This window comes from Oxalicibacterium flavum (assembly GCF_014635065.1).
GTDB lineage: Bacteria > Pseudomonadota > Gammaproteobacteria > Burkholderiales > Burkholderiaceae_D > Oxalicibacterium > Oxalicibacterium flavum.
In genome coordinates this window covers 676,286-700,653 of record NZ_BMCG01000003.1, presented here as the reverse complement: position 1 = coordinate 700,653, position 24,368 = coordinate 676,286, and the positions used below count along the sequence as shown (strand labels likewise).

The window sequence follows — 24,368 nt, the reverse complement described above, 5'->3', positions numbered from 1 at the left end:
GAAGAGGAAGAGGAAGAGGAAGAGGAAGAGGAAGAGGAAGAGGAAGAGGAAGAGGAAGAGGAAGAGGAAGAGGAAGAGGAAGAGGAAGAGGAAGAGGAAGAGGAGGAAGAGGAGGAAGAGGAGGAAGAGGAGGAAGAGGAAGAGGAAGAGGAGGAGGAAGAGGGGGAAGAGGAAGAGGAGGAGGAAGAGGGGGAAGAGGAAGAGGAGGAGGAAGAGAAATCCGCCTCCGTCCCAAAAGGAACGGAGGCGAATCGAGGAATTACCAGAAAATTTCGATGCCGGCGAACAGCGCCCGCGTCTGGCCCGGACGGAACACGCCGGCCGGTTGCAGGCGCGCGTCGGCCACGTAATCGGCGGTGGCTGCGTAATGCTTGTCGGCCAGGTTGCGCGCGTCGATGAACACGCGGTAACCGCTGCGCGCGACGTATCCGGCGCCAAGGTTGACGACACCGTAACCCGGCGCGCGCAGCGTGTTGGCCTGATCCGCATACCAGTGCGAACCCAGCGCGACCGACGGCCCGATGTAAAAACCGCTGGCGTGACGATAGGTAAAGCCGGCCTGCAGCACGTGATCGGGAATGCCGGGCAGGCGATTGTTGCCGTAGCGCGCATCGCCGTCGAAGCGGAAACGGTTCCACGTATAGGCGAGATTCCATTCCAGCGATCCGTCCAGCGCCGGCAGCCCCTGCCTGCCCTGCAGCTCGAGCTCGAAACCGGTGTGCTCGGTCGGCGAAGCCGCATTCACGCTGATCGGCTGGGTCGGCATGAGCATATTGGGCATGGCCAGCAGTTCGTCGCGCAGACGGCTGCGATACAGCGCGGCGTTCCACGACAAGGCGGCGTCTCCGCCGCGCACGCCGATTTCGGCGGTGGTCGCGCGCTGCATGTCGAGCGTGCGCGCATCGGCCGCGGGCGGCGGTACCGAAGTACGGAAACTGACGCTGGGCGGCGCCTCGTGGACGCGGCTCAGGTTGGCGTACCACTGGATGCGATGTCCAGCGTCCCAGATCGCGCCGATCTTCGGATTCAGGGAGGAATAGGTGCGCGAGTCCGATCCATTCGGGTATTCGAAGACGAATGGCGGCGTGGCGTTGATGGTTTCACGCCGGGCCTGCGTTCCCTGCAGACCTGCCACCAGTGCCAATCGTTCGGTGGCCTGCCAGGTGTTCTCCGCATAGAGTTCGGCGTTGGAGCGGCGGTCGTTGACCGCACCATCGGGCACGAAGGGAATGCCGAACAGCAGCCGATTGTCGCCCTTGCCCCTGCTGTAGCCCGCGCCCCAGACGAAGCGGTTGCCGCGTCCGGCCAGCGAACCGTGCATCTCGTGCCGCAGCGACACGCCGTAGTCGACCGCATCGTACAGCGCCCGCACCAGCGCGGTCGGCGAATCGAACTTGGTGCCGGTATGGAAAACGCCGACCGACAGCTTGTCCGCGCCCTCCAGATCCCATTCGTGCCGGTAAGCCAGGTGCCAGCGCGGCGAGGTCTGGATGCGCGCATTGGCGGCCAGATTGGCCGGCGCAGCCAGGTCGGGGTTGTCGCGTATCTGCGCCAGCGTCAGCGTGCCCGGCATCTCGCCCATGTAGCGCTCCTCGGTCAGATGGAAACGCCCGCGCGAAGTCGCGCTGAAGGCATAGCCGATGTTGGCATACAGGCGCGACGAACGCTCGGCGCTGTTCTGCCGGAAGCCGTCCGATTCGTAATGCGTGACGGATGCATAAGCGTCGAGTCCGCCATCGAACACCTTGCCGCCCTTGAGCTGCGCGCGCCGGAATCCGTCGGAACCGGCTTCCAGCCGCAGCGCTGCTCCCGGACTGGTGTAGGCGGTTGGCGATACCAGGTTGATCGCGCCGCCCAGCGTTGCAGCGCCATATTGCAGCGAACTCGCGCCGCGATACACCTCGATGCGTTCGGCCGTCATCACGTCGGCATAGATGCCTTCGTTCAGATCGTCGAGCCGAGCCAGCGGCAGGCCATCGCGCAGCAGACGGATGCCACGGATGTTGGCCGCCGCGATGCCGGAGCCACGAATCGAGATCTTCGATGCCTCCTGTCCCGACGGCCGCTGCGCATACACGCCGGCCATGTTGCCGAGCACGTCGCCGAGGCCGATCACGGTGCGTGCGCGATAGTCGTCGCCGAAGCGCACGCCGGTGGCGCCCGGCATGCTGCGCAGTTCGTCCAGCACCTTCTGCCGTTCGGCGGAATTGGTCACGGCGATCGACGGCAGGGTCTGCGTATCGTCATGGTCTGCGGCGTGCGCGGGAATGGATACAAGAAGGGCAAGACCTGCGAGCAGGCCGGTCGTCGAATGGTGTCTGGACATGATGGTTTCCGGTGCGCATGGCGCGTCCGGCTGAACGTCCATGCAGAAAGACGCCGTGCTTCAGGAAGAGGAGAAAGACGGGCGACAAACCGCCCTATTGTCCCAGATGGTATTTACCCATGGCAACAAAATCGAAGCGTATAAGCGTATTTGCAACAGGAACCGGAAATCGCAGCCTACTTGCCGGATTGGAGCGGGCGATCCCAGTTGGCATTGCACCAACCTCGGCTCAAGAAATGCTGCTTTTCGTCGCGGCAGTACGCAGGATTGCCACCTACGGCAACAGCTGCGCCGGCCCGATCCTCCTTGCAGCGCCAGGTCTCCGAAGCCGGCTTCTCGGGCGCGCACATCGGCAGCTTCGATTCGAAGTTGGTGGTGAAGTAATACACCACGAATGGAGAAAGCAGCAGCGTCAATCCGACGAGGCCGAGGACCGTTGCCTGGAATACTCTTGAAAAAAGATCGAAATCGAACCGCATTGTTTTGTTCACCCTGTCTGCCCGCCCATCGAAGGCGCGGCGCCTGCTTTCTCAATCAAAATCGATGCACATCGATCGATGCGCATCATCATGCCATTGGGTATGGCCTGCACCATCGCGCTCCCACATTCGCAGGCGCGGCCATGGAAGAAAATTTACTGGTTGCGGGAAAAGCTCAGAATCCGTTCGCAGTAGCGCGCAATCAGATCGACTTCCAGATTGACCTTGGCGCCAGCCTTCAGATGCTTGAGCGTGGTGACCTGCACCGTATGCGGAATCAGGTTGACCGCAAACTCGCAGCTGCTCGGGGTATCCGTCACGCTGTTGACGGTCAGCGATACGCCGTTGATGACGATCGAACCCTTGAAGGCCAGGTAGGGCGCCAGCTCCTTCGGCGCCGCCACCGCCAGCAGCCACGATTCGCCGACCTGTTCGAAACGCGTGACCTCACCCACCCCATCGACATGGCCCGACACCAGATGGCCGCCGAGACGTTCCGAGAGCGTGACCGCCTTTTCCAGATTGACCTCACCCGGCGCATCGAGTCCCACCGTGCAGTTGAGGCTCTCGCGCGAGACATCGACCACGAAGGACTGGTCCGTCTTCGCCACCACCGTCATGCAGGCACCGTTGACCGTGATCGAATCGCCGAGCGCGACGTCGGCCAGTGGCAGACCGCCCGCATCGATATCCAGCCGATGGCCGGCATCGTGGTCGCCCAGCGGAGAAATGGAAGTAATGGTGCCGACGGCTGCAACGATTCCGGTAAACATGGCGTGCCTAACAATGATCAGGTGAAACGGGCAAGGATACGCAAATCCGCGCCGACGCGCTTGATGTCGTGAAAGCCCAGTTGCCGCTTCTGCTCCAGACTGTCGAGCGGCGGCAGGTTGAACATGCCCTGCGCGTCGCCAAGCAGTGCCGGCGCCAGATAGACCAGCAATTCATCGACGCAGCCTTCGCGGATCAGCGAACCGTTGAGCTTGAAGCCGGCCTCCACGTGCAGCTCGTTGATCTGGCGCCGTCCGAGCTCTTCCATCAGGGCCGGCAGATCGACCTTGCCATCTGCATTCGCGAGCACGATGACCTCGTTGCCGAGCGCGCGCAGCGCCGCTTCCTTTTCCGCATCGGTCTGTGCCGCCACGATCAGCGTGCCGCCTCCATCGAGCACGCGCGCATGCGGACTGATCTGCAGGCGGCTGTCGATCACCACGCGCTGCGGCTGGCGCGGCGTGTCGATGGCACGCACCGTCAGTTGCGGATCGTCCTCCATCACGGTGCCGATGCCGGTCAGGATCGCGCAGGCGCGTGCGCGCCAGACGTGACCGTCGGCGCGCGCCTCGTCGCCCGTGATCCACTGGCTGAGACCGTTGTGCAGCGCGGTGCCGCCATCGAGCGACGCCGCCGTCTTCAGGCGCACCCACGGCCGGCCATGCTGCATGCGGCGGAAGAAACCGATGTTCATCTCGCGCGCTTCTTCCTCCAGCACGCCGAGGGTCACGTCGATGCCGGCCGCGGCAAGTCGCGCCATGCCCTGCCCAGCCACCAGCGGATTGGGATCGCCGATGGCCGCCACCACACGTGCCACACGCGCACGGATCAACGCATCGGCGCATGGCGGCGTGCGACCGTGATGGCTGCATGGTTCGAGCGTCACATAAACGGTGGCGCCGGCCACGTCGAAGCCCTTGTCGGCTGCGTCGTTGAGCGCCTGCACTTCCGCATGCGCATGCCCGACCGGCTGCGTGTGGCCGAGGCCGATGATGCGATTGTCCTTGACGATGACGCAGCCCACGCGCGGATTCGGCGTGGTGGTGAACATGCTCTTGGCTGCCAGTTCCAGTGCCAGGCGCATGCCCTGCTGGTCGCTATGAATTTCCACGGAAGGTGTCGGTAAGTGAATCGGGAAGAAGAATCAACAGGAAGAACCATCGCTCTGCGGATTGCAGACGCGCGGCCGTCCGAGAAAACCGATGACGATCTTGCGCGACTGCGTGCCGGCTTCCAGCAGCCAGTGGCCCGTCTGCGGCGTCTGGCTGCTGGCATGCGTGCGTGTGCGGCCGCTGCCGTCGAATGCCAGATATTGTACTTTCGAATCGGTGAAGCGTGGCGCGATGCGCAGGCTGTCATGCGCAGCCTCGTGCTGCAGCACGATCGCCTCGCCGGGATCGGGCCGGCGGTTGCCGTTGCCGTCGATGAAAACGATCCAGCCTTTCGTCCAGGCCGAACCGTCGCCGGCCGGCACCAGATCGACACGGCTGCCACGGCGGATCGCTTCGGAGCGCGCAAGATTGACCGCCATGAACAGCGCATTGGTCGTCGTCACCAGACGGTGCCGGATCAACAGCGACTGGAACGACGGCGCGGCGACCGCCAGCACGATACCGACGATGACCACGACGATCATGAATTCGGTTGCCGTGAATCCCGGCTCGAATCGAAACGGCAGGCGGCTTCGCATGCCAACGGCCGAGGGCTTCGTACGCGCGCTGTGCGTCATGGCCGGCCGCCTGTTCGGTGCCGGTCTATTTCGCGCCGGCCACATTGCGCAGTTCGTGCCAGTTGAGCAGCTCGCGCCATCCCATGCGCCCACTCGCGGCAGCCGGATCATTCAGCCGAAGACGCCATGGAATCGAAGAATCGCTCCCGATGACTTCGATGGTTGGCTGCGGATGGCGTTTGCCGAACGCGTCCGTTGGCGCATCTGTTTGCCGCACTGTCTTGACCGCAATCGGATACGGCATGGTCGCCATCAGCGGAAAGACCGTGGCTCCGCCGTTGGCCGCCTTTCCCGTCAGACTGTCGAGCGCGCGCAATTTCGCCAGCGCCGGTTGGCAAGCCTGCGCGGCTGGCTGCAGGGTATGAAACACGATACTGCTGTCCGCCAGCGTGGAAGCGGAAACAACGCGCTCGCCGGTCTTGGCGGAATCGGGAAAGTCGATATACCAGCCGTGCCGGCCGGGTCCGAAAGGTGCTGGCGCAGCTTCGTTCTGCACCGTTTCCATGCTCTCGCCAGCACCGCTTCCTGTTGGCAGACGCTCAACCAGATCGTCGCGCGCGAGTGCAACATCATTGCCGCGATCCAGCACCGCATAGAACGACTGCCAAGCGAAACGATCGGCGGAGAGATCGGAACGTTCAAGGTACTTTCCGGTCCCGAACAGCACCACATATCCGCCACCCGGCGCATGGACCACGGCAGGCTTTTGCGTGACGGCCTGACGTTGGCCGGCGGCGGTCGCAGCCACGAACAGCGGCTGGCGCGGATTGACGCCCGCATCCTTCCACGGTGCGCCTTGCGACAGGTCGAAGCGCCACAGATTGCCCTGCAGGTCGGCCGCATATACGCGATCCGTCAACGGACCAACTCCCTGCACCACCGCCAGTTCGAGCATGCCATCCACACCGCCAGGGTCGCCCGGTGGTACGACGAGCTTGTGGTAATTGACACCCTGCTGCCATGGCTCACCGCGCTTTCGATCCAGCGACAGCAGAAACAATGCATTCGCTCCCGTCATGCTGACATGCCCATCCTGACGGCGATTGTTGATGCCACTGGCAACGACGACAAAATGGCCTTCCTCCCACTCCCCCATGTTGCCAGCGCGTCGCAAGCGCACGATCGCCGGCATACCGATCACGTTGCCAATATCCGCGTCGTCGCGATCGGTGAATTCCCAGATCGGGTTTTCCGCATCGCCAAAGCGTTCCGGTGCACTGACATCGAGCGCCACCACGCCCTGCGCACCGCGTCCCATGCCCACTGCCACTACCGTGCGCCACTGCCCGCCGACCATGGCATCGGCCGCGGCGACACCGCCATCGATGGTCAACAGCGCGGCACGCGGATCCGCCGCAAGTGCGGGCAAGCGATCGAATACCGCATGCGGCAGATAGGCAAACACTTCGTCGCCATTGATCGCATCGAAGCCATGCAGCATGCCGTCGGCCGCTCCCACATAGACGATGGCCGACCGGTGGCGGTGTGCATTGACGAATGCCTGGCGCAACGCCGGCAAGCCGTTGCCGGAGGGCGCAGGCACGACGGTTGGCACACCATGCACGATCGCGCCCAGCAGGCTGTCGCGTGAGGCAAAGGGACCACCGTTTTGCTGTTCGCCGCTGCGTTCACCGTGCAGCCAGGCCAGCCGCTGTTCGCCCAGTCCATCCGGCGCGCCTGTTGCGGAAGAGCGATCGAGCAGTTGCCGCTGCGGCAAGGGCAGGCTTTGCCATTCGAGCGCCCGCAGACGGCCCGCGTCGTCCGAGGTGTACAGCCGACGCGCGGTCGCTCTTTTTGCAAGGCGATCCGCTGCCTCCCAGCGCTCGTGCCATGCGCCGCTGCCATCCGGCTCCAGCTTGCGCAGAGTGCCACCGTACCGCGCCCGACGATATCCGCCCTGATAGAACGCATCCTCGTCCACGGCTGCAGTAAGCGTGGTCGGCACCACAGTCATGTCGCTCGCATTCGCGATGCAACCCGCCAGATGCAGCGGTTCCGCCTCGAGCACGATTTCCTGCATCGCGTGTGCGCACAGTGCGCACAGACTCAGCGCGATGGCCGGAACTGAACGAATGCTCACTTTTCTCATGACGGCGCTTTCCTGTAGAAAGCCTGCAGCGCCACCTGCGTGACGGCGCGCGTACCGAATCCGACTGCCGTGATGCGATACAGATAGTCGGGGTCAGCCGCGCTGGTGCCGACGCGGCGGTACGGCAGAAATTCGACGACATAGCGCGGCGGCAGCGCCGACAGCGGCCCTTCACCTGCCGGAAAGACCTGGCCTGTAAAACGACCGTATGGCACCGCCGCCATGTTCTCTCCCTCGGACAGAAAATCGACGGCCTGCCATGCATGGGCCTCATCGGCCGACCGGCAGATGCCCAGCAGGGGATTGGATTCGCCGACACCGCATGTCGCTTGCGGCAGAGACAGTTCGTGCAGCACAGCGGCGGTAAACAGATGCGCACGCGACGAGGCGCCCCCGGCCATCCCTTCGATATCCATTTCCGCATCGTGCAGTGCCGCTTCGGCAGCCCGGAACGCAATCTGCCGGTCGCGATCATTGCGTGCAGACTTCTCACCCTGCAGCGCAATCTGCGCGGCAGCCGTCGCCAGCAGCAGCACCCCGGCCAGCATCAGCAGCGTCATGACGAGTGTGACGCCGCGTTGCCCATCGGCGCGGCGCCTCACGATGCGACTCCAGCGGGATGGTTGCGCAGGCGAATGGTCTGCGTGAAGACGACTCGCAGACGGTGCCGCATCGCCGCCGGCAGATCGTTCTCCTTGATGCGCACGCCCTTGTCGAGCGCTGCCTGACTGTCCGCATAATCCGGCCCGAACAGATCGTATTGCCGGTCCGTCTCATCGGCCTTTTCCTGCATGGAGCCGCCGACCAGCAGCGCCACACGCACTGCACGCACCTTGCGCCAGTGGCTCGTCTCGTTCGTACCGGCGCCGGCCGCATGTTCCGCGGGCAGGCCCGCATCCAGCGCATCGATCGCACTGGCAGACAGATAGCGCAAAGGCTGTTGCACGCCGTCGATATCGAGGCCGTACAGCACCTGGAACGACTCCACGCCGCGCGCAATCGCATCGGCACTCCATCCGCTAGCGGTACGATACTTGCAACGCAGTTCCGCTTCGCCGGCGGAATCCCTGGCGACGAAGAAGATGCTCCAGCCATTTGCCTCGTCGTCGGGCAATGCTGCCGGCACCACGAAGCCCGCGCAGTTGAACATCATCCCCTTGCCATCCACTTCATCGCCGGCAAATCGCAATGCCAGGACATCGCTGCCATTGACCACGCCCGTGGTCGTCGCCTCGAGGGCAGGCGTGTTCTTTTTGAGCGTGCGCGCGTCGAGTCCGCGTACGCTCGTCTCTTCATCGGAGATGAGAAGAGAGGCTTGCGCCAGGTGATCGAGGGGACGATAGCCAGCCTGCCTGATCGCGCGCGCCACGACTTCCAGCGCATAGCGGCCGGTTTCCTGCACTTGTGCGTGCTGGTCCTGCAGGGAATAGGAGGCGCGCGAAGACAGCAGCAGTCCGGCCAGGCTCGACAGAATGAACAAGCCCATCGCCATCGCGACCATCAGCTCGACCACGCTCAGGCCGTCCTGGTCGCGCAAGCGGCGCGAGGCACCGTGCCTGTTCATGGATAAGCCGGCCCGACCGCCAGTGCCACGCGCGGCACGTCGGCAGTTGATGAATCGGCTTGCGCCCGGTCGCGCCAGCCGATCTTGATGACCAGCGGTCCTTCGCCATGCATGCCGTCCGGCAGGCAATCCCATGTCAGGCGGCCACCGGCCTCATTCCATGGCGATGCATCACGGCATACAAGTGCCCTGCCATCCGGCAGTTCACGGCCGATGCGCTGCAGCCATTCCCCCGCCTCGCCGGTGTCGAACACAAGCCCCTCACCCTCCGGCATCAACGGCATGGCATGCGACTGCATATGCTCCGCCAGATCCACTGCCAGATGCAGCGCACGCGTCTGCAGTGCCGAATGCTGCGCCGTCTGCAGAGCAGTCAGATGCAAGGCAGACGATGCCAGTACGCCCACCGTCAATACGAAGACGGAGACCAGTACTTCGATGAGCGAAAAACCATCGTTGGCGGATGCAGTCATGGCACGGCTTCCTCGGCAACTACGGAACATGAACCTGCCTCGTACAACCGGCAGGATAGGGAGGAAGCAATTATTGCCGCAGCACCACCTTCATCGAAATCCCATCAATATGGTAAAAATATCAATGTTATTGGCAGGGATATTCCAAACAAAAAACCGCGCCAGGCGCGGTTTTCAAGGAAGGTTCCGGGTCGTTCTCAATCGTAGGAAGGACACCCATCCTTGCCCCACTTGTGATTGCAGGCTCGCCACAGGCAGGGCTGTCGTGCGAACACCGACATCTTCTCGCACACGGCAACCTGTTGCGCCGTCGATAAGCCAGCCCCGCCTTCCGCAACCTGCGCCTCGCGCGTCTCCGTCGCCGCGGATTTCTCGGCGCGAACCGGTTCCGCCGGCTTGACGCGCTCTTCCGCCGCCGGGCGCGGCGGCACGCGGGCCGGTTTGGGAGTTGCTTCACGCGTCACGGGCATGGGCGGCACCGCGACCGATCGCCTGGCAGCAGGCGCAGCAGCATCAGCAGGAGAAGACGACGGCACGCCATTTCCCATTTGCTCGGCCAGCGTCGGTGCCCTCATCGTGCCTGCCTCGGTCGCTGGCGCAGGTCCTCCGACCATGGGTGCATCAACAGACGACCCGGTTCCGCCCTTGAATGCCCACCACAATCCGGCCAGCAAAACCAGCAGCAGAATCGCCAGCGCGATCCACAGCACCGGCCCCTTGCGGGTGCCCGGCTCCTGCGCCATCGAGTCAACCACTTCGTCGATCACGGATTCGCTCGTCGCAGGTTCGGGCACTGCGGCAGCCGTTGCTGCGGCCGCTGGCGCGTACGGCGGCAGGCGCGTACCGCATTGATCACAAAATCTGGCGCCGCTTTGCGCGGGGGCACCGCATTGAGGACATGCCATCTGACTCTCCCTGGTGATTCGCTGCAGAACTGCTGGCTTTCCAGGACATTGTGGCGCAAAGCGCAGCGAAATAAAAATAAAAGAAAGCAAACCCGCGCGCCTGGCGCAAGGCCGCGCCGTCCGGCGACATGCATGCCACGCCCTGCCGTGCCGTTTCGCTTTCCAGCACGCGAGCAGGCAGTCGGCCGCCGAGCCCGGGTAATCGAGCGGCACCGCGCCCAGCGACGGCGCCGGCTCATGAGGAATGCGTTCGTGCTCGATGGCCGACGCCATCCCTGCGTCAGCTCGGCGAAGGTAGCGGCACTGCCGAGTTCGAGGTCGATACGCCGGATGAAAGCGACGCGTGTCTCGGGAATCCGGCGCGCCCGCATAGAAGCGGAGGTTCGGCTCGCTCGTGACCAGCTGGTTGTCGCGGAAACGCTCGTCCTTTCTCGCATCCAGCATGATGGCCGGCTCGGCGCAATGGATCGCGCAGGCGCAGAACGCATGCTCACGCGGCGTTTCGCCGACTTCCAGTCCGACCTTGGACTTGAACCACTGCCGCCCTTCCGCCAGCAGCAACACACCGCGATCGGCACCTCGAAGACCTGCGCTGCAAGCTGCGTGATGCCGCTCCGGTGGCCTGCACGCGCCGCCGGATCAAAACATCAGCAAGCTGATTCAGGCTGCGCCTCCATCTCCACGCGGCCGCCGATCCGTTTTTTCTTTCCGGCCGCGTGGTACGGCTTTCGCAGCAACCCGCGCACGCCTTCCGCGATCAGGATGGCGGCCCAGATGCACAGATAGGTCGGCCACTGCGCCGGATCGACACGCTCGCCGAGCAGCAGCGAAACGACGACCAGCAAGGCCGGCTCCAGATAACTGAGCAGGCCGAACAGGCCGAGCTTCAGTTGATGGCTGGCCGTGACCATGCAGGCCAGCGAGGTCGCGCTCAGCAGACCAAGCCCGACGATCATCGCCACGTGCATGGCGGAAGGAAAGATGGCACCGCCGTCCATCGCCGGCGCGCAGACGAACCAGACCGCCACCGGCAGGCTCAGCACCATGTCGAACCACATGCCGCCCAGATGATTCGTTCCCATCTTCTTCCTGGCAGCGAAATAGACCGGGTAACCGAATGCAACCACGAACGTGGGCCACGACAGCACGGGCGCGAACAGCAGTTCGTTGAGCACGCCGAGCGCGGCGACGGCGCAGGCCACGACCTGTAGTGTCGTCAACCTCTCGCCGAACACCAGCCGGCCGGTCAATACCAGCGTCAACGGCAGCAGAAAATAACCGAGCGACACCGACAGGCCATGTCCGTTGACCGGCGCCCACATGAACAACCACAGCTGCACGCTCAGCAAGGCCGCGGTCGCGATGAGCGCAATCAGCCAGGCAGGATTCCCGACCAGACGTTCCCATATTCCCGCGATCAGCTTTCCTTCCCCGAAGACCAGCAACAGCAGGGTCACGAAGGGCAGCGTCATCAGCACGCGCCAGCCGTAGATCTGCTCGCCGCTCAGCGGCGCGAGCAGGGTCACGTAATAGTAGGTGACGCCGAACAGCACGGAAGCCATGATGGAATTGGTGACGCCAAGCCTGGCGCGGGAAATGTCGTGTCGCATGATGTCCTGCAAATGAAAGGCGAGGCACACTGCCCCGCCGCAGGAGAAATTTTATTCAGTAGCGACTCACTAATTACTCGATTAATGCCATCATTCCTGCAAGTTCATTGCATTTACAGGAGCAAAAATGAAAGTTCTCGACAACTACGATCTGCAGCTCCTGCAACTACTGCAGGAAAACTGCCGGATTCCGCAGGCGGAACTGGGCGAACGCGTGAACCTGTCGGCCGCGGCAGTCAACCGGCGCATCAAGCGCATGACCGACGACGGCATCATCGAAGGGTTCACCGCCCAGATCCGGCCCGATGCACTCGGCCATCCGCTGACCGTCATCGTCGAGGTGGTGGTCGAAAGCGAACGCATCGACCTGCACGACACCATGCGCAAATCGTTCCGCAAATGCCCGAATGTGCAGCAGTGCTATTACGTCACCGGCGAAAGCGCCTTCGTGCTGATCATGGCGGTCAGGGACATGGCGCAATACACGCAACTGACGCGCGAACTCTTCTTCGAGAACAACAACGTCAAGCGATTCAAGTCGATGGTGGCGATGGAGCGCGTGAAGTTCGGAACGCAGATTCCGGTGACTTCCGACTGACTTTGCGTCATCTTGCGGCAGAAACAGCAAAGGCCGCGTGTGCAGCGGCCCGCACCGCAGTCCCCATGGGCAACTTCCGCATCCTGTGCGAGCGAAGCTTCCACCAGACCATCCTCGGCGCAATTTTAGACACCATCGCCTTCGAGCACGACCTCAATGCAGGCATCGCCACCTACACACGCGCAAGATTGACCACGTCGACCAGACCCGCAAGAGCGACGCCGTCTTCTTGTACTGCCCTCGACAAGCGGTAGGACGCGGCTTCCACCATCAAAAATGACATGCTCCTGCTCGCTTCCTTGAGTTTCTCATCTCGCCGCCGCACGTCACTATCTCACCAGTTGACAGCAACCATTGCTACTGTGGTCACCAGTGCGACAACCAGCCCACTATAGCAATCAATTTTCGATATCCAGTTCTGCTGCATTTTCACCGCATCTTAGACACCATAAAAAAGCCCGCCAAAAACGGCGGGCCAGTCTTACACAAAGGTCGTTCAAGCGTCTTGCAAATCCTCAAGAGCAAACCGCTCGATTTTCTCTTTATCGGTAATCGTAGCGACCTTGATCCCTAAGGATTCAAAACTGCTTTTGATCTCGCGATAAACCTCGATCTTCTCCGAATCATTTTCCTCACGCATATTCGTTGCGATCAACACGTCGTCCGGCAATACGCGATGATGCTTGAGTTGCTTTAGCCTTCCGACCCATGCCCAACCGTGCTCGTAAGCGGCAGCAGCATCGTCATGCGCCAAATGCAGAGGCTTTATAGCCCTGTCCAACACGCCATTCGCGTTGCGATGGGCGAATGGGAACGTGGCTGCAAACGAACCTTGCTTCACGCGTGCTTCCGAATACATTTTCTTGATCTTTGCATGCTCAAGCACTCCCCGTAGCTGCTTCTCCAGCTGTTTCTCCACGTACTCGGGGGTCACAAAATTACGCTCAACATAATAGGCAAAAAGTGCATCCAGTTTATCTTCCGGATCGTTTGCCAACACCACGCGCGGAGCATCGTAACGCAGCATGACCTCGCGTGGCCGCGTCAACTCTGCAAATAGAAAACGTACCGACCTGGGGTCATTCAACACAGCCTGCGCAGCATATTCTTTTACTCTCGCCAACTCCTTCTGCAAACCATTCCTTGCCGCACGATATATACGGACATCCATCTGATCGAAGAATCCGGTAATTCGTCGGACACGCGTCAGCAATTTAAAATCAAAAAATCCCGTCTCGGGACACGTCAGCACGATCCCAACGTTTGCAAATTCGCCAGTTTCTACGAAAGGCATGAAACGGACAATCGCATATTGGCATGCGTATTTCACTTCACACTCCAGAAAAAATCAGAGTTAAAACTTGCAAGAAAGTCCCTAATCGCAACTCTTTCAAAGGGAGCCGGCACACCGTCATCCACCCACCACCAGTCCTCCGGCAACGAGTCACATGCCACATCAAACGTCAAAAAAGCGCGTTCCAAACGTTGAATATAGTGCTCTCGTTCGACCAAATCATCAAAGACCTCAGGCAACAATTCAGAAAATATATGGTTTGTTGCAAACGCCTGACAGTCGAACGGCGACTCAAATGCAGTGTTGTGGTCAATTACTACAAGCTGCTCAGTAGCTTGATCCCACAGTAAATTGGGATTCCCACCACGGGTCGTTAATGTGCGATCACTGTTGTGTATCCACCAGTCAAATACCAGCACATCCTTGCGCATTTCGCGATCTAGTGTCGTGACTTGTGAGATCAGAAGCTCTTGTACGTGTGGATGAGAACGCGACCCAAACGCCAAACCAGCCCCCAGATCCGCAATGTCCGACGATAGCGATGCCCGTATCAGTTCCTGCGGTACATTGACAATCGCAAAGTCCGCAATTGGCAGGCCAAAGGCCTGAGCAAGCCGTCCACCTATGTACTCGGCCAAGAGGCTTCGCCGTCCAGCTCCACGACCTTTGACAAAGTAGATACCATCGTCATCGCCTCTGCAAATAAACGGAAGAGTGACGCCTTGATCGGAACGACGGATGACTTCAACAATCTCGACCGGCATTCGTCAACTCGCTCCGATCAACAATTCAAAAACTTCGACCATCTTGTCCCCCTTCTTTCCTAGCATTAGAGTCCCAACATTGGGACCAATGCTACTGCGCGTTCTGCTTACCACCGACAACCGACTTTATAGTCACCCGCCATTGCGATTGCGACTTTCCCCTTTTATCGGTAGCTGTATAAACAACCGCCGCAACATAGACAAACACTAATACGTAAGCAAATATGACTGGCGACATGACTCCCCTTGTTTGCGTCCTGGCTGAAGTAATTTATTTATATTGCGAAGCTATTTTTTATCGGCGTGGCCGACGTTGAAGGTCATGCCGACCTTCGTAGTTACGTCACCCCCGCACGACCTGACCAACACCGCAGTGAAAGACGGCGTTGGGTGCTTCCAACTTCATGCCACCGATCATGAAAAATTGGCCCTTATGATTACAAACGATATCACATGACTATCGTTAACCAGCGCAAACGTGCCCCCCCCCAACCTGCCTCCCGAGTCCACGCTGCCGTCGACGAATTGGAAAATCACGCCGGCAGGTCGAACTGGCCCAGCACGCGGAAACCATCAGCCCCGTAGAAGTCCGCCGCCTGATACGCATCATGTCGAAATTTGAAATCGGGAATTGCTTCCCATTGTTGATCGAATCGAACATCCTGCATTCCGCAAACGCTCACGACCAGGTGCGCATCATGCAGGAAAGCAATGCGCGAACATATGCGCCGTAAACGAAAAAAGCCCCGACGAATCGGAGCTTTGTTTCGTCCCAGACTGGCTGGGAAATTTGGCGTCCCCTAGGGGATTCGAACCCCTGTACTCACCGTGAAAGGGTGATGTCCTAGGCCTCTAGACGAAGGGGACAGAAGACTGCCCGTGATACTGGCCTTTGCTACTTTTTACTACCTCTGCAGTTCGATGGTGGAGATAAGCGGGATCGAACCGCTGACCTCTTGCATGCCATGCAAGCGCTCTCCCAGCTGAGCTATACCCCCTCGAGTGCAGAAGCAAGATTATAGCAATGGTTTTTCTGCTGTGTAAATACCTTCGTGCATTTTTTCTCAAAGATATTTTTTCAGGCGCGCGAGCACCACGTCGCGGTCGAACAGAACGAGGACCGCATCGATCGACGGCGTCTGCAACTGGCCCGTGATCAGCAGGCGCAACGGCATTGCCAACTGCGGCATCTTGAGCTGGTTGGCGGCCAGCACTTCCTTCAGTACGCCGGAGACCGCTTCTTTCTTCCACTCGACTGCAGCAAGTCGTTCGGCGAACTGCGCGAGCGCCGGCTTGATTGCATCAGTCAGGTGCTGCGCCAACAGGTCCGCCTGCGGCGCCGGCTCGCGATAGAACAGCATGGCCGCCGCCGCGAGTTCGTTGAGCGTGTTGATGCGGTCCTTCATCAGGCCGAGCACGGCCGGCAGTTCGGGCGCACCGTCGAAGCGTGCGCCGAGTGCCTCCAGCCGCGGACGCACGAACTCCGCCAGACGCGCGTTGTCGGCCTGCTTGATGTAATGGTTGTTCAGCCAGTCGAGCTTTTCGAAGTTGAATTGCGCGGGCGACTTGGTCAGGTGGTCGAGATCGAACCACTGCACGAACTGCTCCATCGAGAAAATCTCGTCGTCGCCATGACTCCAGCCCAGGCGTGCCAGGTAGTTGAGCATGGCTTCCGGCAGATAGCCCTGCTCCGGATAATCCGTCACGCTGACCGCACCGTGGCGCTTGGAAAGCTTCTGGCCGTCGGTGCCGTGAATCATCGGCAAGTGTCCGTACTGCGGCAGTTCGGCGCCCAGCGCGCGCAGGATGTTGATCTGGCGCGGCGTGTTGTTGACGTGATCGTCACCGCGAATGACGTGGGTGATCTTCATGTCCCAGTCGTCGATGGCGACGCAGAAGTTGTAGGTCGGCGTACCGTCGGGACGCGCAATGACGAGGTCGTCGAGCTCACGGTTGGCGATCGTGATCGAGCCCTTGACGACGTCGTTCCACGTCACCTCGCCGTCGGTCGGATTGCGGAAGCGCACCACCGGCTTGCGGCCTTCGGGAATCGCCGGCAGCGTCTTGCCCGGCTCCGGCCGCCAGGTGCCGTCGTAGCGCGGCTTCTCGCTGGCGGCACGCTGGCGTTCGCGCATGGCTTCGACTTCCTCGGGCGAGGAATAGCAGAGATAGGCGCTGCCGTCTTCCAGCATCTTCGCGACGACTTCGCGGTAGCGGTCCATGCGCTGCATCTGGTAGAACGGGCCTTCGTCATGCTGCAGGCCCAGCCACTGCATGCCGTCGATGATGGCCTGCACGGCTTCCGGCGTCGAGCGTTCGAGATCGGTGTCCTCGATGCGCAGGATGAACTGGCCGCCGAAATGGCGGGCATAGGCCCACGAGAAAAGCGCGGTGCGGGCGCCGCCGACGTGGAGGAAGCCGGTCGGGCTAGGAGCAAAACGGGTACGGACTGTCATGGCAAATAAAAACGGCCTTGGTTGCCAAAGCCGTCATGGAATACGTTGGAAGACCGCTATTTTAGCGTTTCGCTAAACAATTACTTAAGAATACTTAACTTCAAACGTATTTAGACCGCCTTCCATCTGCTCCGGAACCTGCACCCGACGTTCAACGACCACGCGCCGCACTGCTAGAATGTCGGTTTTCCTTCCCGTCCAAGCATTGCCCCCATGACTAGCCCATCGCCGCGCAAACTGTTCGTCACCACTGCCCTTCCCTACGCCAACGGCGCCTTCCACATCGGCCACATCATGGAATACATCCAGGCCGATATCTGGGTCCGCTTCCAGCGCATGCAGGGCAATGCGGTCGATTTCGTCGGCGCCGACGACGCGCACGGTGCGCCCATCATGATCGCGGCGGAAAAGGCCGGCCTGTCGCCGCAGCAGTTCGTCGCCAACATCGCAGCCGGCCGCAAGCAGTATCTGGACGGCTTCCACATCGCCTTCGACAACTGGCATTCGACCGACGCCCCGGAAAACCACGAGATGGCGCAGCAGATCTACCTGGACCTGAAAAAGGCCGGCCTGATCACGGCGCGCACCATCGAACAGTTCTTCGATCCGGAAAAGAACATGTTCCTGCCGGACCGCTACATCAAGGGCCAGTGCCCGAAGTGCAGCGCGCAGGACCAGTACGGCGACAACTGCGAGGTCTGCGGCGCGGTCTATGCGCCGACCGACCTGGTCAACCCGTATTCGGCACTGACGGGCGCCACGCCCGTGCTGAAGAATTCCGAGCACTTCTTCTTCGCGCTGTCCGATCCGCGCTGCGTGGAATTCCTCGAGCAATGGATCCAAGGCAATGACGCGCTCGACGGCAGGCCTCACCTGCAGGCCGAGGTCGCCAACAAGGTCAAGGAATGGTTCGCCGTACGCGACAATCCGGACGGCACCACCAGCGAAGGCCTGAGCGACTGGGACATCTCGCGCGACGCGCCCTACTTCGGCATCGAGATTCCGGATGCGCCGGGCAAATACTTCTACGTCTGGCTCGACGCGCCGGTCGGCTACCTGGCCTCGCTGAAGAACCTGCTGGACAAACGCGGCGACGATTTCAATGCCTACATGGCCGACGCCGCGCTCGAACAGATCCACTTCATCGGCAAGGACATCGTCAATTTCCACACGCTGTTCTGGCCGGCCATGCTGCACTTCAGCGGCCGCAAGACGCCCAACAAGGTGTTCGTGCACGGCTTCCTGACCGTCAACAACGGCGAGAAGATGAGCAAGAGCCGCGGCACCGGCCTCGATCCGCTCAAGTACCTGAAGCTCGGCATGAATCCCGAGTGGCTGCGCTATTACCTTGCCAACAAGCTCAATGCGCGCAACGAGGACATCGATTTCAACCGCGAGGACTTCACCGCGCGTGTCAACAGCGACCTGATCGGCAAGTACGTCAACATCGCCAGCCGCGCCGCCGGCTTCATCAGCAAGCGCTTCGACGGCCGCGTTGCCACCGCATGGGCGACCGACGGCGATGCCTTCCTGTCCGGCCTGCGCGCGGTCGCGCCCGAGATTCGCTCCTTGTACGACCAGCGCGAATACGGCAAGGCCCTGCGCGCGATCATGGAACAGGCCGACGTCATCAACGCCTATGTTGACGCCAACAAGCCGTGGGAACTGGCGAAGAATGCCGCCAACGACGCGCGCCTGCAGGAAGTCTGCAGCCGCCTGCTGGAAGCCTTCCGCATCCTGACCGTCTATCTGAAGCCGGTGCTGCCGCACGTGGCGGCACAGGTCGAGGCGCAGCTCAACATCGCGCCGCTGCAATGGGCCGACGTCGCGCGCCCGCTGCCGGACCAGCATCAGGTCAATCCATACGCGCACCTGATGCAGCGCGTCGATCCCAAGATGCTCGATGCGCTGTTCGAAATGGTGCCGACGGTGGACGCCACGGTATCGGCGCCGACCAATCCGTCGGCCGGCGAGAAGTCGGTGGAAGACAACGACATCGAGGCACTCGCGCCCGAGATCAAGATCGACGATTTCGCCAAGGTCGATCTGCGCATCGCCAGAATCGTCAACTGCGAACACGTCGAAGGCTCGGACAAGCTGCTGCGCCTGACGCTGGACGTCGGCGAAGGCCGCACGCGCAACGTCTTCTCCGGCATCAAGTCGGCCTACCAGCCGCAAGACCTGATCGGCAAGCTGACCGTGATGGTCGCCAACCTCGCGCCGCGCAAGATGAAGTTCGGCGTGTCCGAAGGCATGGTACTGGCCGCGTCGGCCGCCGACGAAAAGGCGAATCCGGGAATCTACATTCTCAATCCATGGCCGGGCGCAGAGCCTGGCATGCGCGTACGCTGAGTTCGCACAATAAGGAAACGCCGCCCTGAAGGCGGCGTTTTTGTTTGCATCAGCCCGTCACCGGGTCGGAGTGCGAAGTCCGCACAACCTTCCCGCTGTCCCGATCGAAATGGACGTTGAAGAAACGCTCCGTGTTGCCGCCCGCGTAATAACGCCAATCCCAGACTTCCTCGTTCTTCAACTCGTACGTCACCGTACTGCGCGGCTTGCCGAGCGCACGCCGCACTTCCTCGCGCGTCATGCCAACCTGCACGGTCGCAAAGGTTTCCTCGGTCAGCACCTGGCGCCAGTCGCGCACGATGCCGGAGGCGTCCAGCGCCACCATCCAGGTCTTGTGACCTTCCGGCCCTTTCGGATATTCGAAGGTGCGCGCGCCGCCCTCGTCGTTCCAGACCGTTTCCGGCTCGCCCATGGCCTGCCGCACGTCGGCTTCGGTGGAGACGCCGCGCGTGAGCTTTTCGATGCCGTAGTCGTCGATGGGGCGGCCCTGGTTGCAGCCGAACATCAGCAGGCTGCACAGGAAGCCCGACAGGCCGGCAAGAAATCGTTTCATGGTCGTCGCTCGCTGAATCGGTGGACGGGCGTGTGGCTTTTTGCGCGGGGCGAAAAAGCCGGATTGCGCCCAAGACAAGGTAGAATATCGCCTGTTTCCACCCTATTATCAAACAGACCATGGTATTCAGCAAAAACCATTATCACTATCAGTCGGAAGCAACCAAGTTCATCGAGGAACTGAAGCAGAAGAATCCGAATCTGGAAGAATCCCAGCGTCAGGGCCGCGCGCTGCTGTGGGACAAATCCCCCATCGATCTGGACCAGTTCGAACGCGCCAAGGCCTCGCGCGTGAAGCAGCAAGCCTACGTCTATCAGAACAAAGTCCGCTGATTCGATGAGCGACGAGCGCAGCGGCGCCCATCCGATGCTGGCGCAAATGCCGTCCAGCGCACCGGAACTGGCCGTCGATGGGCGGCCGGACACGACGCCGGACGTCATCGATGGCGTCGCCTTCGCGCGCCTGTATGGCGAACCGCTGTTCAAGCTCCCCAACGATCTCTACATCCCGCCCGATGCGCTCGAGATTTTCCTCGAGGCGTTCGAAGGCCCGCTCGACCTTCTGCTCTATCTGATTCGCAAGCAGAACTTCAACATCCTCGACATCCCGATGGCGCAGGTGACGAAGCAGTACCTGCAATACGTCGAGCAGATCCGCATCCACAACCTGGAACTGGCGGCCGAGTACCTGCTGATGGCGGCCATGCTGATCGAGATCAAGTCGCGCATGCTGCTGCCGGTGCGCAAGGCCGATACTGGCGAGGAAGCGGAAGACCCGCGTGCGGAACTGGTGCGCCGCCTGCTCGAATACGAACAGATGAAGCTCGCCTCGCAGCAGCTCGACGCATTGCCGCAACTGGGCCGCGACTACGTGCGCACCCAGGTCTATATCGAGCAGAACACCGTGGTGCGCTGGCCGGACGTCAACGTCGCCGACCTGCAGTCGGCCTGGGCCGACCTGCTGCGCCGCGCCAAGCTGACGGCGCACCACACCATCAGCCGCGAGGAACTGTCGGTGCGCGAACACATGACGGCCATCCTGCGCCGGCTGCAGAGCGCCAAATTCGTCGAGTTCACCGATCTGTTCGATCCGTCGCGCGGCGTGCCGGTGATCGTCGTCAACTTCGTCGCCCTGCTCGAGCTCGGCAAGGAAACCCTGATCGAGATCACCCAGGCCGAACCGTTCGCCCCCATCTATGTCAGGCTGGCCTACGCGCCCAGCTAGCATGCGGCCGCGTGCCGCCTTGCCAGCGGCCGCCGGCGCCGAGAATCCACCAAGGCAGCATCCATGAAAATCATTTCCTGCATCGAAGAACTGCGCGACCATCTGCAAGGCCAGCTGCGCACCGCTTTTGTCCCGACCATGGGCAATCTGCACGACGGCCACCTGTCGCTGATGAAGCTGGCGCGCAAGCATGGCGATCCGGTGGTGGCGTCGATCTTCGTCAATCGCCTGCAGTTCGGCCCCAACGAGGATTTCGACAAGTACCCGCGCACTTTCCAGGCCGACGTCGAGAAGCTCGAGAAGGAAGGCGTCTATATCCTGTTCGCGCCGACCGAGAAGGATCTGTACCCGGAACCGCAGGAATACCGCGTGCGCCCACCCGACGATCTCGGCAACATTCTCGAGGGTGAATTCCGCCCCGGCTTCTTCACCGGCGTGACCACCGTCGTGCTCAAGCTGTTCTCGTGCGTGCAGCCGCGCGTGGCGGTGTTCGGCAAGAAGGATTACCAGCAGCTCATGATCGTGCGCAACATGGCCAAGCAGTTCGCGCTGCCGACCGAGATCATCGCCGCCGAAACCTATCGCGCCGAGGACGGACTCGCCCTGTCGTCGCGCAACGTCTATCTGTCGGAAGCCGAACGCGCCGAGGCGCCGGCGCTGTATCGCAGCCTCAACGCGGTCGCCGAGGAAGTGCGCAACGGCCATCTCGACATCTTCGAACTCGAGCGCCAGGCCATGGCCGATCTTTCCAGGCGCGGCTGGAAGCCCGACTACATCTCGATCCGCAAGCAGAGCAACCTGCAGCCACCTTCGGCCGGCGACATGGCGACCGGCGAAAAGCTGGTGGTGCTGGCCGCCGCCAAGATCGGCACCACGCGCCTGATCGACAATCTGGAAATCTGAAGCACCTTGCCAAAACGAAACGGGCGGCATGTCTTGCACATGCCGCCCGTTTTCTTATGCTGCTATCGGCTGAACGTTTCTTACACTCGCGATGCCCAGCGAATCACATCCTGCCACTGCTCGATGTCCTTCTCCACGCGTCCCGGCGGCACGTCCCACAGCGTGCGGCCATGCGCGGCAAGCTGCACGTAGTTCTGCGTGTCGCGGATGAAGCCCAGCACCGGCAGGCCCAGATTTTCGACGTAATTCTGCAACTGGTCCGCCGCGCGCGTGCGCGTGTGGACGCGCATGCCGAGCACGCCGACATCTACCTGCTTCTTTTTCTTGCGCTCGGCCAGGCGCTCGAGGAAGTCCTGGGTGGCGAGAATGTCGAACATCGACGGTTGCAGCGGCACGATCACCTTGTCGGCGATCTGCATGACCTTGTCGAAGCGCTTGCCGCCGAAGCCGGCCGGCGTATCGAGCACGATGTGCGTGGTGCCCTTGGGCGGCTTGGCGACGTGGCCGTCCTCGATGTCCCACGCGCGAATCTCGGGCAGCGCCTGCGGCCGCAATGCCAGCCAGGCACGCGAGGATTGCTGGACGTCGGTGTCGCCGAGCATGACCTTGTGGCCCTGCGCGGCGAAGTAGCCGGCGAGATTGGTGGCAAACGTGCTCTTGCCGACTCCCCCCTTGGGATTGGCGACGACGATGACAGGCATGGCTTCCCCTTGTTGTGCGGCTGCCGGAATGACGGCGCGAGGCCGGCCGGTGCGCGCTGATTTCAGGATTTCGGGTTCAAGAATACCATGCGGCTTCGGCACGCAGAACGCGTACAGGCCACGGGCAAGATTCAGGCGAACAGCGCCTTCAGGGCCTGCAGCAGCGGCCGTGCGGCCTCGGCGAGGCGGTCCAGGCTCTGCTCGCGCAGAGCGGCGGTATCCACCGCCTGCGTACTGTGCAGCCCGGCCCATTCGAGCAGCGCCGTGCAGGCCGCGGGCGTATCGAACACGCCGTGCAGATAGGTGCCGAGCACCTGGTCGTCGGCCGAACGCGCGCCCTCGGGTCGGCCGTCGATGAAGAAGACCGGCCGCTCGCGCGCGGGGCCGTCGGATACGCCCATGTGGATTTCGTAGCCGGCCACCTGCGCATCCGCGAAGGCGCAGGTGCCGCCGACCTGCTGCAGGCGCTTCTCGCGCGTCAGTTCGGTCGTCACGTCCAGCAGACCAAGTCCGGGCGAGATGCCGGCCTCGCCTTCCACGCCGTGCGGATCGGCCACGTCCTGCCCCAGCATCTGGTAGCCGCCGCAGATGCCGATGACCTTGCCGCCGTAACGCAGATGTTTCTGCAATGCCGCCTGCCAGCCCTGCGCGCGCAGCCAGTCCAGATCGGCGCGCGTGTGCTTGCTGCCGGGCAGGATGATGAGATCGGCCGGCGGAATCGGCTGGCCCGGCCCGATCATCTGCAGATCGACTTCCGGATGCGCGCGCAGCGCGTCGAAGTCGGTATGGTTGCTGATGCGCGGCATGACCAGCACTACCACGCGGAACGCGCCCTGCTGCGCCTGCACCGAGGCCACCGCGTCCTCGGCATCGAGAAACAGGCCGTGCAGATACGGCAGCACCGCGAGCACCGGCTTGCCGGTCTGCTGTTCGAGCCAGCGCAGGCCCGGCTCCAGCAGGGAGAGGTCGCCGCGGAAACGGTTGATGACGAACCCGACGATGCGCGCGCGTTCGCTGTCCGACAGGCAGGCCAGTGTGCCGATCAGGTGCGCGAACACGCCGCCGCGATCGATGTCGGCCACCAGGATCACCGGGGAGTCCACGGCTTCGGCAAAACCCATGTTGGCGATGTCGCGCTCGCGCAAATTGACTTCGGCCGGACTGCCCGCCCCCTCGACCAGCACCGCGTCGTACTGCGCGCGCAGGCGACGATAGGATTCCAGCACCGCCTGCATCGCGACCGGCTTGTAGGCATGGTAGTCGCGCGCGTTCATGTCGGCGCGCACCTTGCCGTGGATGACCACCTGCGCGCCGATGTCGCTCGACGGCTTGAGCAGGATCGGATTCATGTCGGTATGCGGCGCGATGCGCGCGGCAACGGCCTGCAGCGCCTGCGCGCGGCCGATCTCGCCGCCGTCGGCAGTCACCGCGCTGTTCAGAGCCATGTTCTGCGGCTTGAACGGTGCCACGCGCAGGCCCTCGTCGGCCAGCAGGCGGCACAGCGCCGCCACCAGCGTGCTCTTGCCGGCGTCGGAGGTGGTGCCCTGCACCATCAGCGTGTGGAACGGGAAGCTCAT

General features: G+C 62.0%; 23 protein-coding genes and 2 tRNA genes. 6 read left to right on the top strand and 19 right to left on the bottom strand.

The features are described 5' to 3' along the window. Positions 1-259: 259 nt before the first annotated feature. From IEV38_RS10330 to rarD, 11 genes are all read right to left on the bottom strand, one after another. Positions 260-2,326: a TonB-dependent receptor family protein gene (locus IEV38_RS10330; RefSeq protein WP_188396078.1), complete on the bottom strand. Its 2,067-nt coding sequence runs from the start codon at positions 2,324-2,326 to the stop codon at positions 260-262. A gap of 176 nt (positions 2,327-2,502) precedes the next feature. After that, complete coding sequence (locus IEV38_RS10325) at positions 2,503-2,817, bottom strand: hypothetical protein (protein WP_188396077.1); 315 nt, start codon at positions 2,815-2,817, stop codon at positions 2,503-2,505. A gap of 143 nt (positions 2,818-2,960) precedes the next feature. After that, positions 2,961-3,578 (bottom strand): riboflavin synthase, encoded by a 618-nt coding sequence (locus tag IEV38_RS10320; RefSeq protein WP_188396076.1) that lies wholly within the window; start codon positions 3,576-3,578, stop codon positions 2,961-2,963. A gap of 17 nt (positions 3,579-3,595) precedes the next feature. Then, positions 3,596-4,687, bottom strand: coding sequence for a bifunctional diaminohydroxyphosphoribosylaminopyrimidine deaminase/5-amino-6-(5-phosphoribosylamino)uracil reductase RibD (ribD, locus tag IEV38_RS10315; protein WP_188396075.1), 1,092 nt, complete (start codon positions 4,685-4,687; stop codon positions 3,596-3,598). A 33-nt stretch (positions 4,688-4,720) separates the two neighbouring features. After that, on the bottom strand, positions 4,721-5,266 hold the full coding sequence (locus tag IEV38_RS10310) for a GspH/FimT family protein (RefSeq protein WP_188396144.1): 546 nt from the start codon (positions 5,264-5,266) through the stop codon (positions 4,721-4,723). Between the two features lie 64 nt (positions 5,267-5,330). Then, entirely contained in the window at positions 5,331-7,385 is a 2,055-nt protein-coding gene (locus IEV38_RS10305) for a pilus assembly protein (RefSeq protein ID WP_188396074.1), read from the bottom strand. 5 nt (positions 7,386-7,390) lie between these two features. Further along, the gene (locus tag IEV38_RS10300) at positions 7,391-7,996 is read right to left on the bottom strand and encodes a pilus assembly PilX family protein (RefSeq protein ID WP_268234720.1); all 606 of its coding nucleotides are present in this window, start codon (positions 7,994-7,996) and stop codon (positions 7,391-7,393) included. Beyond that, positions 7,993-8,958: a PilW family protein gene (locus IEV38_RS10295; protein ID WP_229728972.1), complete on the bottom strand. Its 966-nt coding sequence runs from the start codon at positions 8,956-8,958 to the stop codon at positions 7,993-7,995. Before IEV38_RS10295 ends, IEV38_RS10300 begins: the two co-directional genes overlap by 4 nt. After that, entirely contained in the window at positions 8,955-9,431 is a 477-nt protein-coding gene (gene pilV / locus IEV38_RS10290) for a type IV pilus modification protein PilV (RefSeq protein WP_188396072.1), read from the bottom strand. The genes IEV38_RS10295 and pilV overlap by 4 nt, the downstream gene beginning before the upstream one ends. Positions 9,432-9,628: 197 nt before the next feature. Further along, entirely contained in the window at positions 9,629-10,897 is a 1,269-nt protein-coding gene (locus IEV38_RS10285) for a zinc ribbon domain-containing protein (RefSeq protein WP_188396071.1), read from the bottom strand. 86 nt (positions 10,898-10,983) lie between these two features. Then, positions 10,984-11,946 carry an EamA family transporter RarD gene (gene rarD, locus IEV38_RS10280; RefSeq protein WP_188396070.1) on the bottom strand — a complete coding sequence of 321 codons (963 nt, stop codon included), beginning with the start codon at positions 11,944-11,946 and terminating at the stop codon, positions 10,984-10,986. Between the two features lie 127 nt (positions 11,947-12,073). Here rarD and IEV38_RS10275 point away from each other — a divergent pair, with 127 nt between their 5' ends. Both IEV38_RS10275 and IEV38_RS10270 read left to right on the top strand, forming a co-directional pair. Beyond that, positions 12,074-12,544, top strand: a complete 471-nt coding sequence (locus IEV38_RS10275; RefSeq protein ID WP_188396069.1) for an Lrp/AsnC family transcriptional regulator — start codon at positions 12,074-12,076, stop codon at positions 12,542-12,544. 65 nt (positions 12,545-12,609) lie between these two features. Next, positions 12,610-12,798 (top strand): hypothetical protein, encoded by a 189-nt coding sequence (locus tag IEV38_RS10270; RefSeq protein ID WP_188396068.1) that lies wholly within the window; start codon positions 12,610-12,612, stop codon positions 12,796-12,798. Between the two features lie 242 nt (positions 12,799-13,040). Here IEV38_RS10270 and IEV38_RS10265 read toward each other — a convergent pair whose 3' ends face one another. From IEV38_RS10265 to gltX, 5 genes are all read right to left on the bottom strand, one after another. Next, positions 13,041-13,874: a DUF3037 domain-containing protein gene (locus tag IEV38_RS10265; protein WP_188396067.1), complete on the bottom strand. Its 834-nt coding sequence runs from the start codon at positions 13,872-13,874 to the stop codon at positions 13,041-13,043. Next, positions 13,871-14,602 carry a HipA family kinase gene (locus tag IEV38_RS10260; protein WP_188396066.1) on the bottom strand — a complete coding sequence of 244 codons (732 nt, stop codon included), beginning with the start codon at positions 14,600-14,602 and terminating at the stop codon, positions 13,871-13,873. The genes IEV38_RS10265 and IEV38_RS10260 overlap by 4 nt, the downstream gene beginning before the upstream one ends. Before the next feature lie 791 nt (positions 14,603-15,393). Then, positions 15,394-15,469, bottom strand: a tRNA-Glu gene (locus IEV38_RS10255). 55 nt (positions 15,470-15,524) lie between these two features. Continuing rightward, positions 15,525-15,600, bottom strand: a tRNA-Ala gene (locus tag IEV38_RS10250). Positions 15,601-15,666: 66 nt separating this feature from the next. Continuing rightward, positions 15,667-17,058, bottom strand: a complete 1,392-nt coding sequence (gene gltX, locus IEV38_RS10245) for a glutamate--tRNA ligase (protein WP_188396065.1) — start codon at positions 17,056-17,058, stop codon at positions 15,667-15,669. Positions 17,059-17,271: 213 nt separating this feature from the next. On the opposite strand from gltX, the gene metG reads away from it, so the two are divergent. Then, complete coding sequence (gene metG / locus IEV38_RS10240) at positions 17,272-19,410, top strand: methionine--tRNA ligase (protein WP_188396064.1); 2,139 nt, start codon at positions 17,272-17,274, stop codon at positions 19,408-19,410. A gap of 49 nt (positions 19,411-19,459) precedes the next feature. On the opposite strand, the gene bamE is transcribed toward metG, so the two are convergent. Beyond that, on the bottom strand, positions 19,460-19,963 hold the full coding sequence (bamE, locus tag IEV38_RS10235; protein ID WP_188396063.1) for an outer membrane protein assembly factor BamE domain-containing protein: 504 nt from the start codon (positions 19,961-19,963) through the stop codon (positions 19,460-19,462). A gap of 119 nt (positions 19,964-20,082) precedes the next feature. Between bamE and IEV38_RS10230 the strand changes: the two genes are divergently transcribed. The 3 genes from IEV38_RS10230 to panC all read left to right on the top strand — a co-directional run bounded on the left by IEV38_RS10230 (position 20,083) and on the right by panC (position 22,090). After that, on the top strand, positions 20,083-20,295 hold the full coding sequence (locus IEV38_RS10230) for a DUF3460 family protein (RefSeq protein ID WP_188396062.1): 213 nt from the start codon (positions 20,083-20,085) through the stop codon (positions 20,293-20,295). A gap of 46 nt (positions 20,296-20,341) precedes the next feature. Further along, on the top strand, positions 20,342-21,187 hold the full coding sequence (locus tag IEV38_RS10225; RefSeq protein WP_229728979.1) for a segregation and condensation protein A: 846 nt from the start codon (positions 20,342-20,344) through the stop codon (positions 21,185-21,187). Positions 21,188-21,250: 63 nt separating this feature from the next. Beyond that, complete coding sequence (gene panC / locus IEV38_RS10220) at positions 21,251-22,090, top strand: pantoate--beta-alanine ligase (RefSeq protein ID WP_188396060.1); 840 nt, start codon at positions 21,251-21,253, stop codon at positions 22,088-22,090. A gap of 80 nt (positions 22,091-22,170) precedes the next feature. Here panC and IEV38_RS10215 read toward each other — a convergent pair whose 3' ends face one another. Continuing rightward, positions 22,171-22,791, bottom strand: a complete 621-nt coding sequence (locus IEV38_RS10215) for a ParA family protein (protein ID WP_188396059.1) — start codon at positions 22,789-22,791, stop codon at positions 22,171-22,173. Positions 22,792-22,922: 131 nt separating this feature from the next. Beyond that, a complete protein-coding gene (locus tag IEV38_RS10210; RefSeq protein ID WP_188396058.1) occupies positions 22,923-24,368 on the bottom strand; it encodes a cobyric acid synthase in 1,446 nt (481 codons plus the stop codon).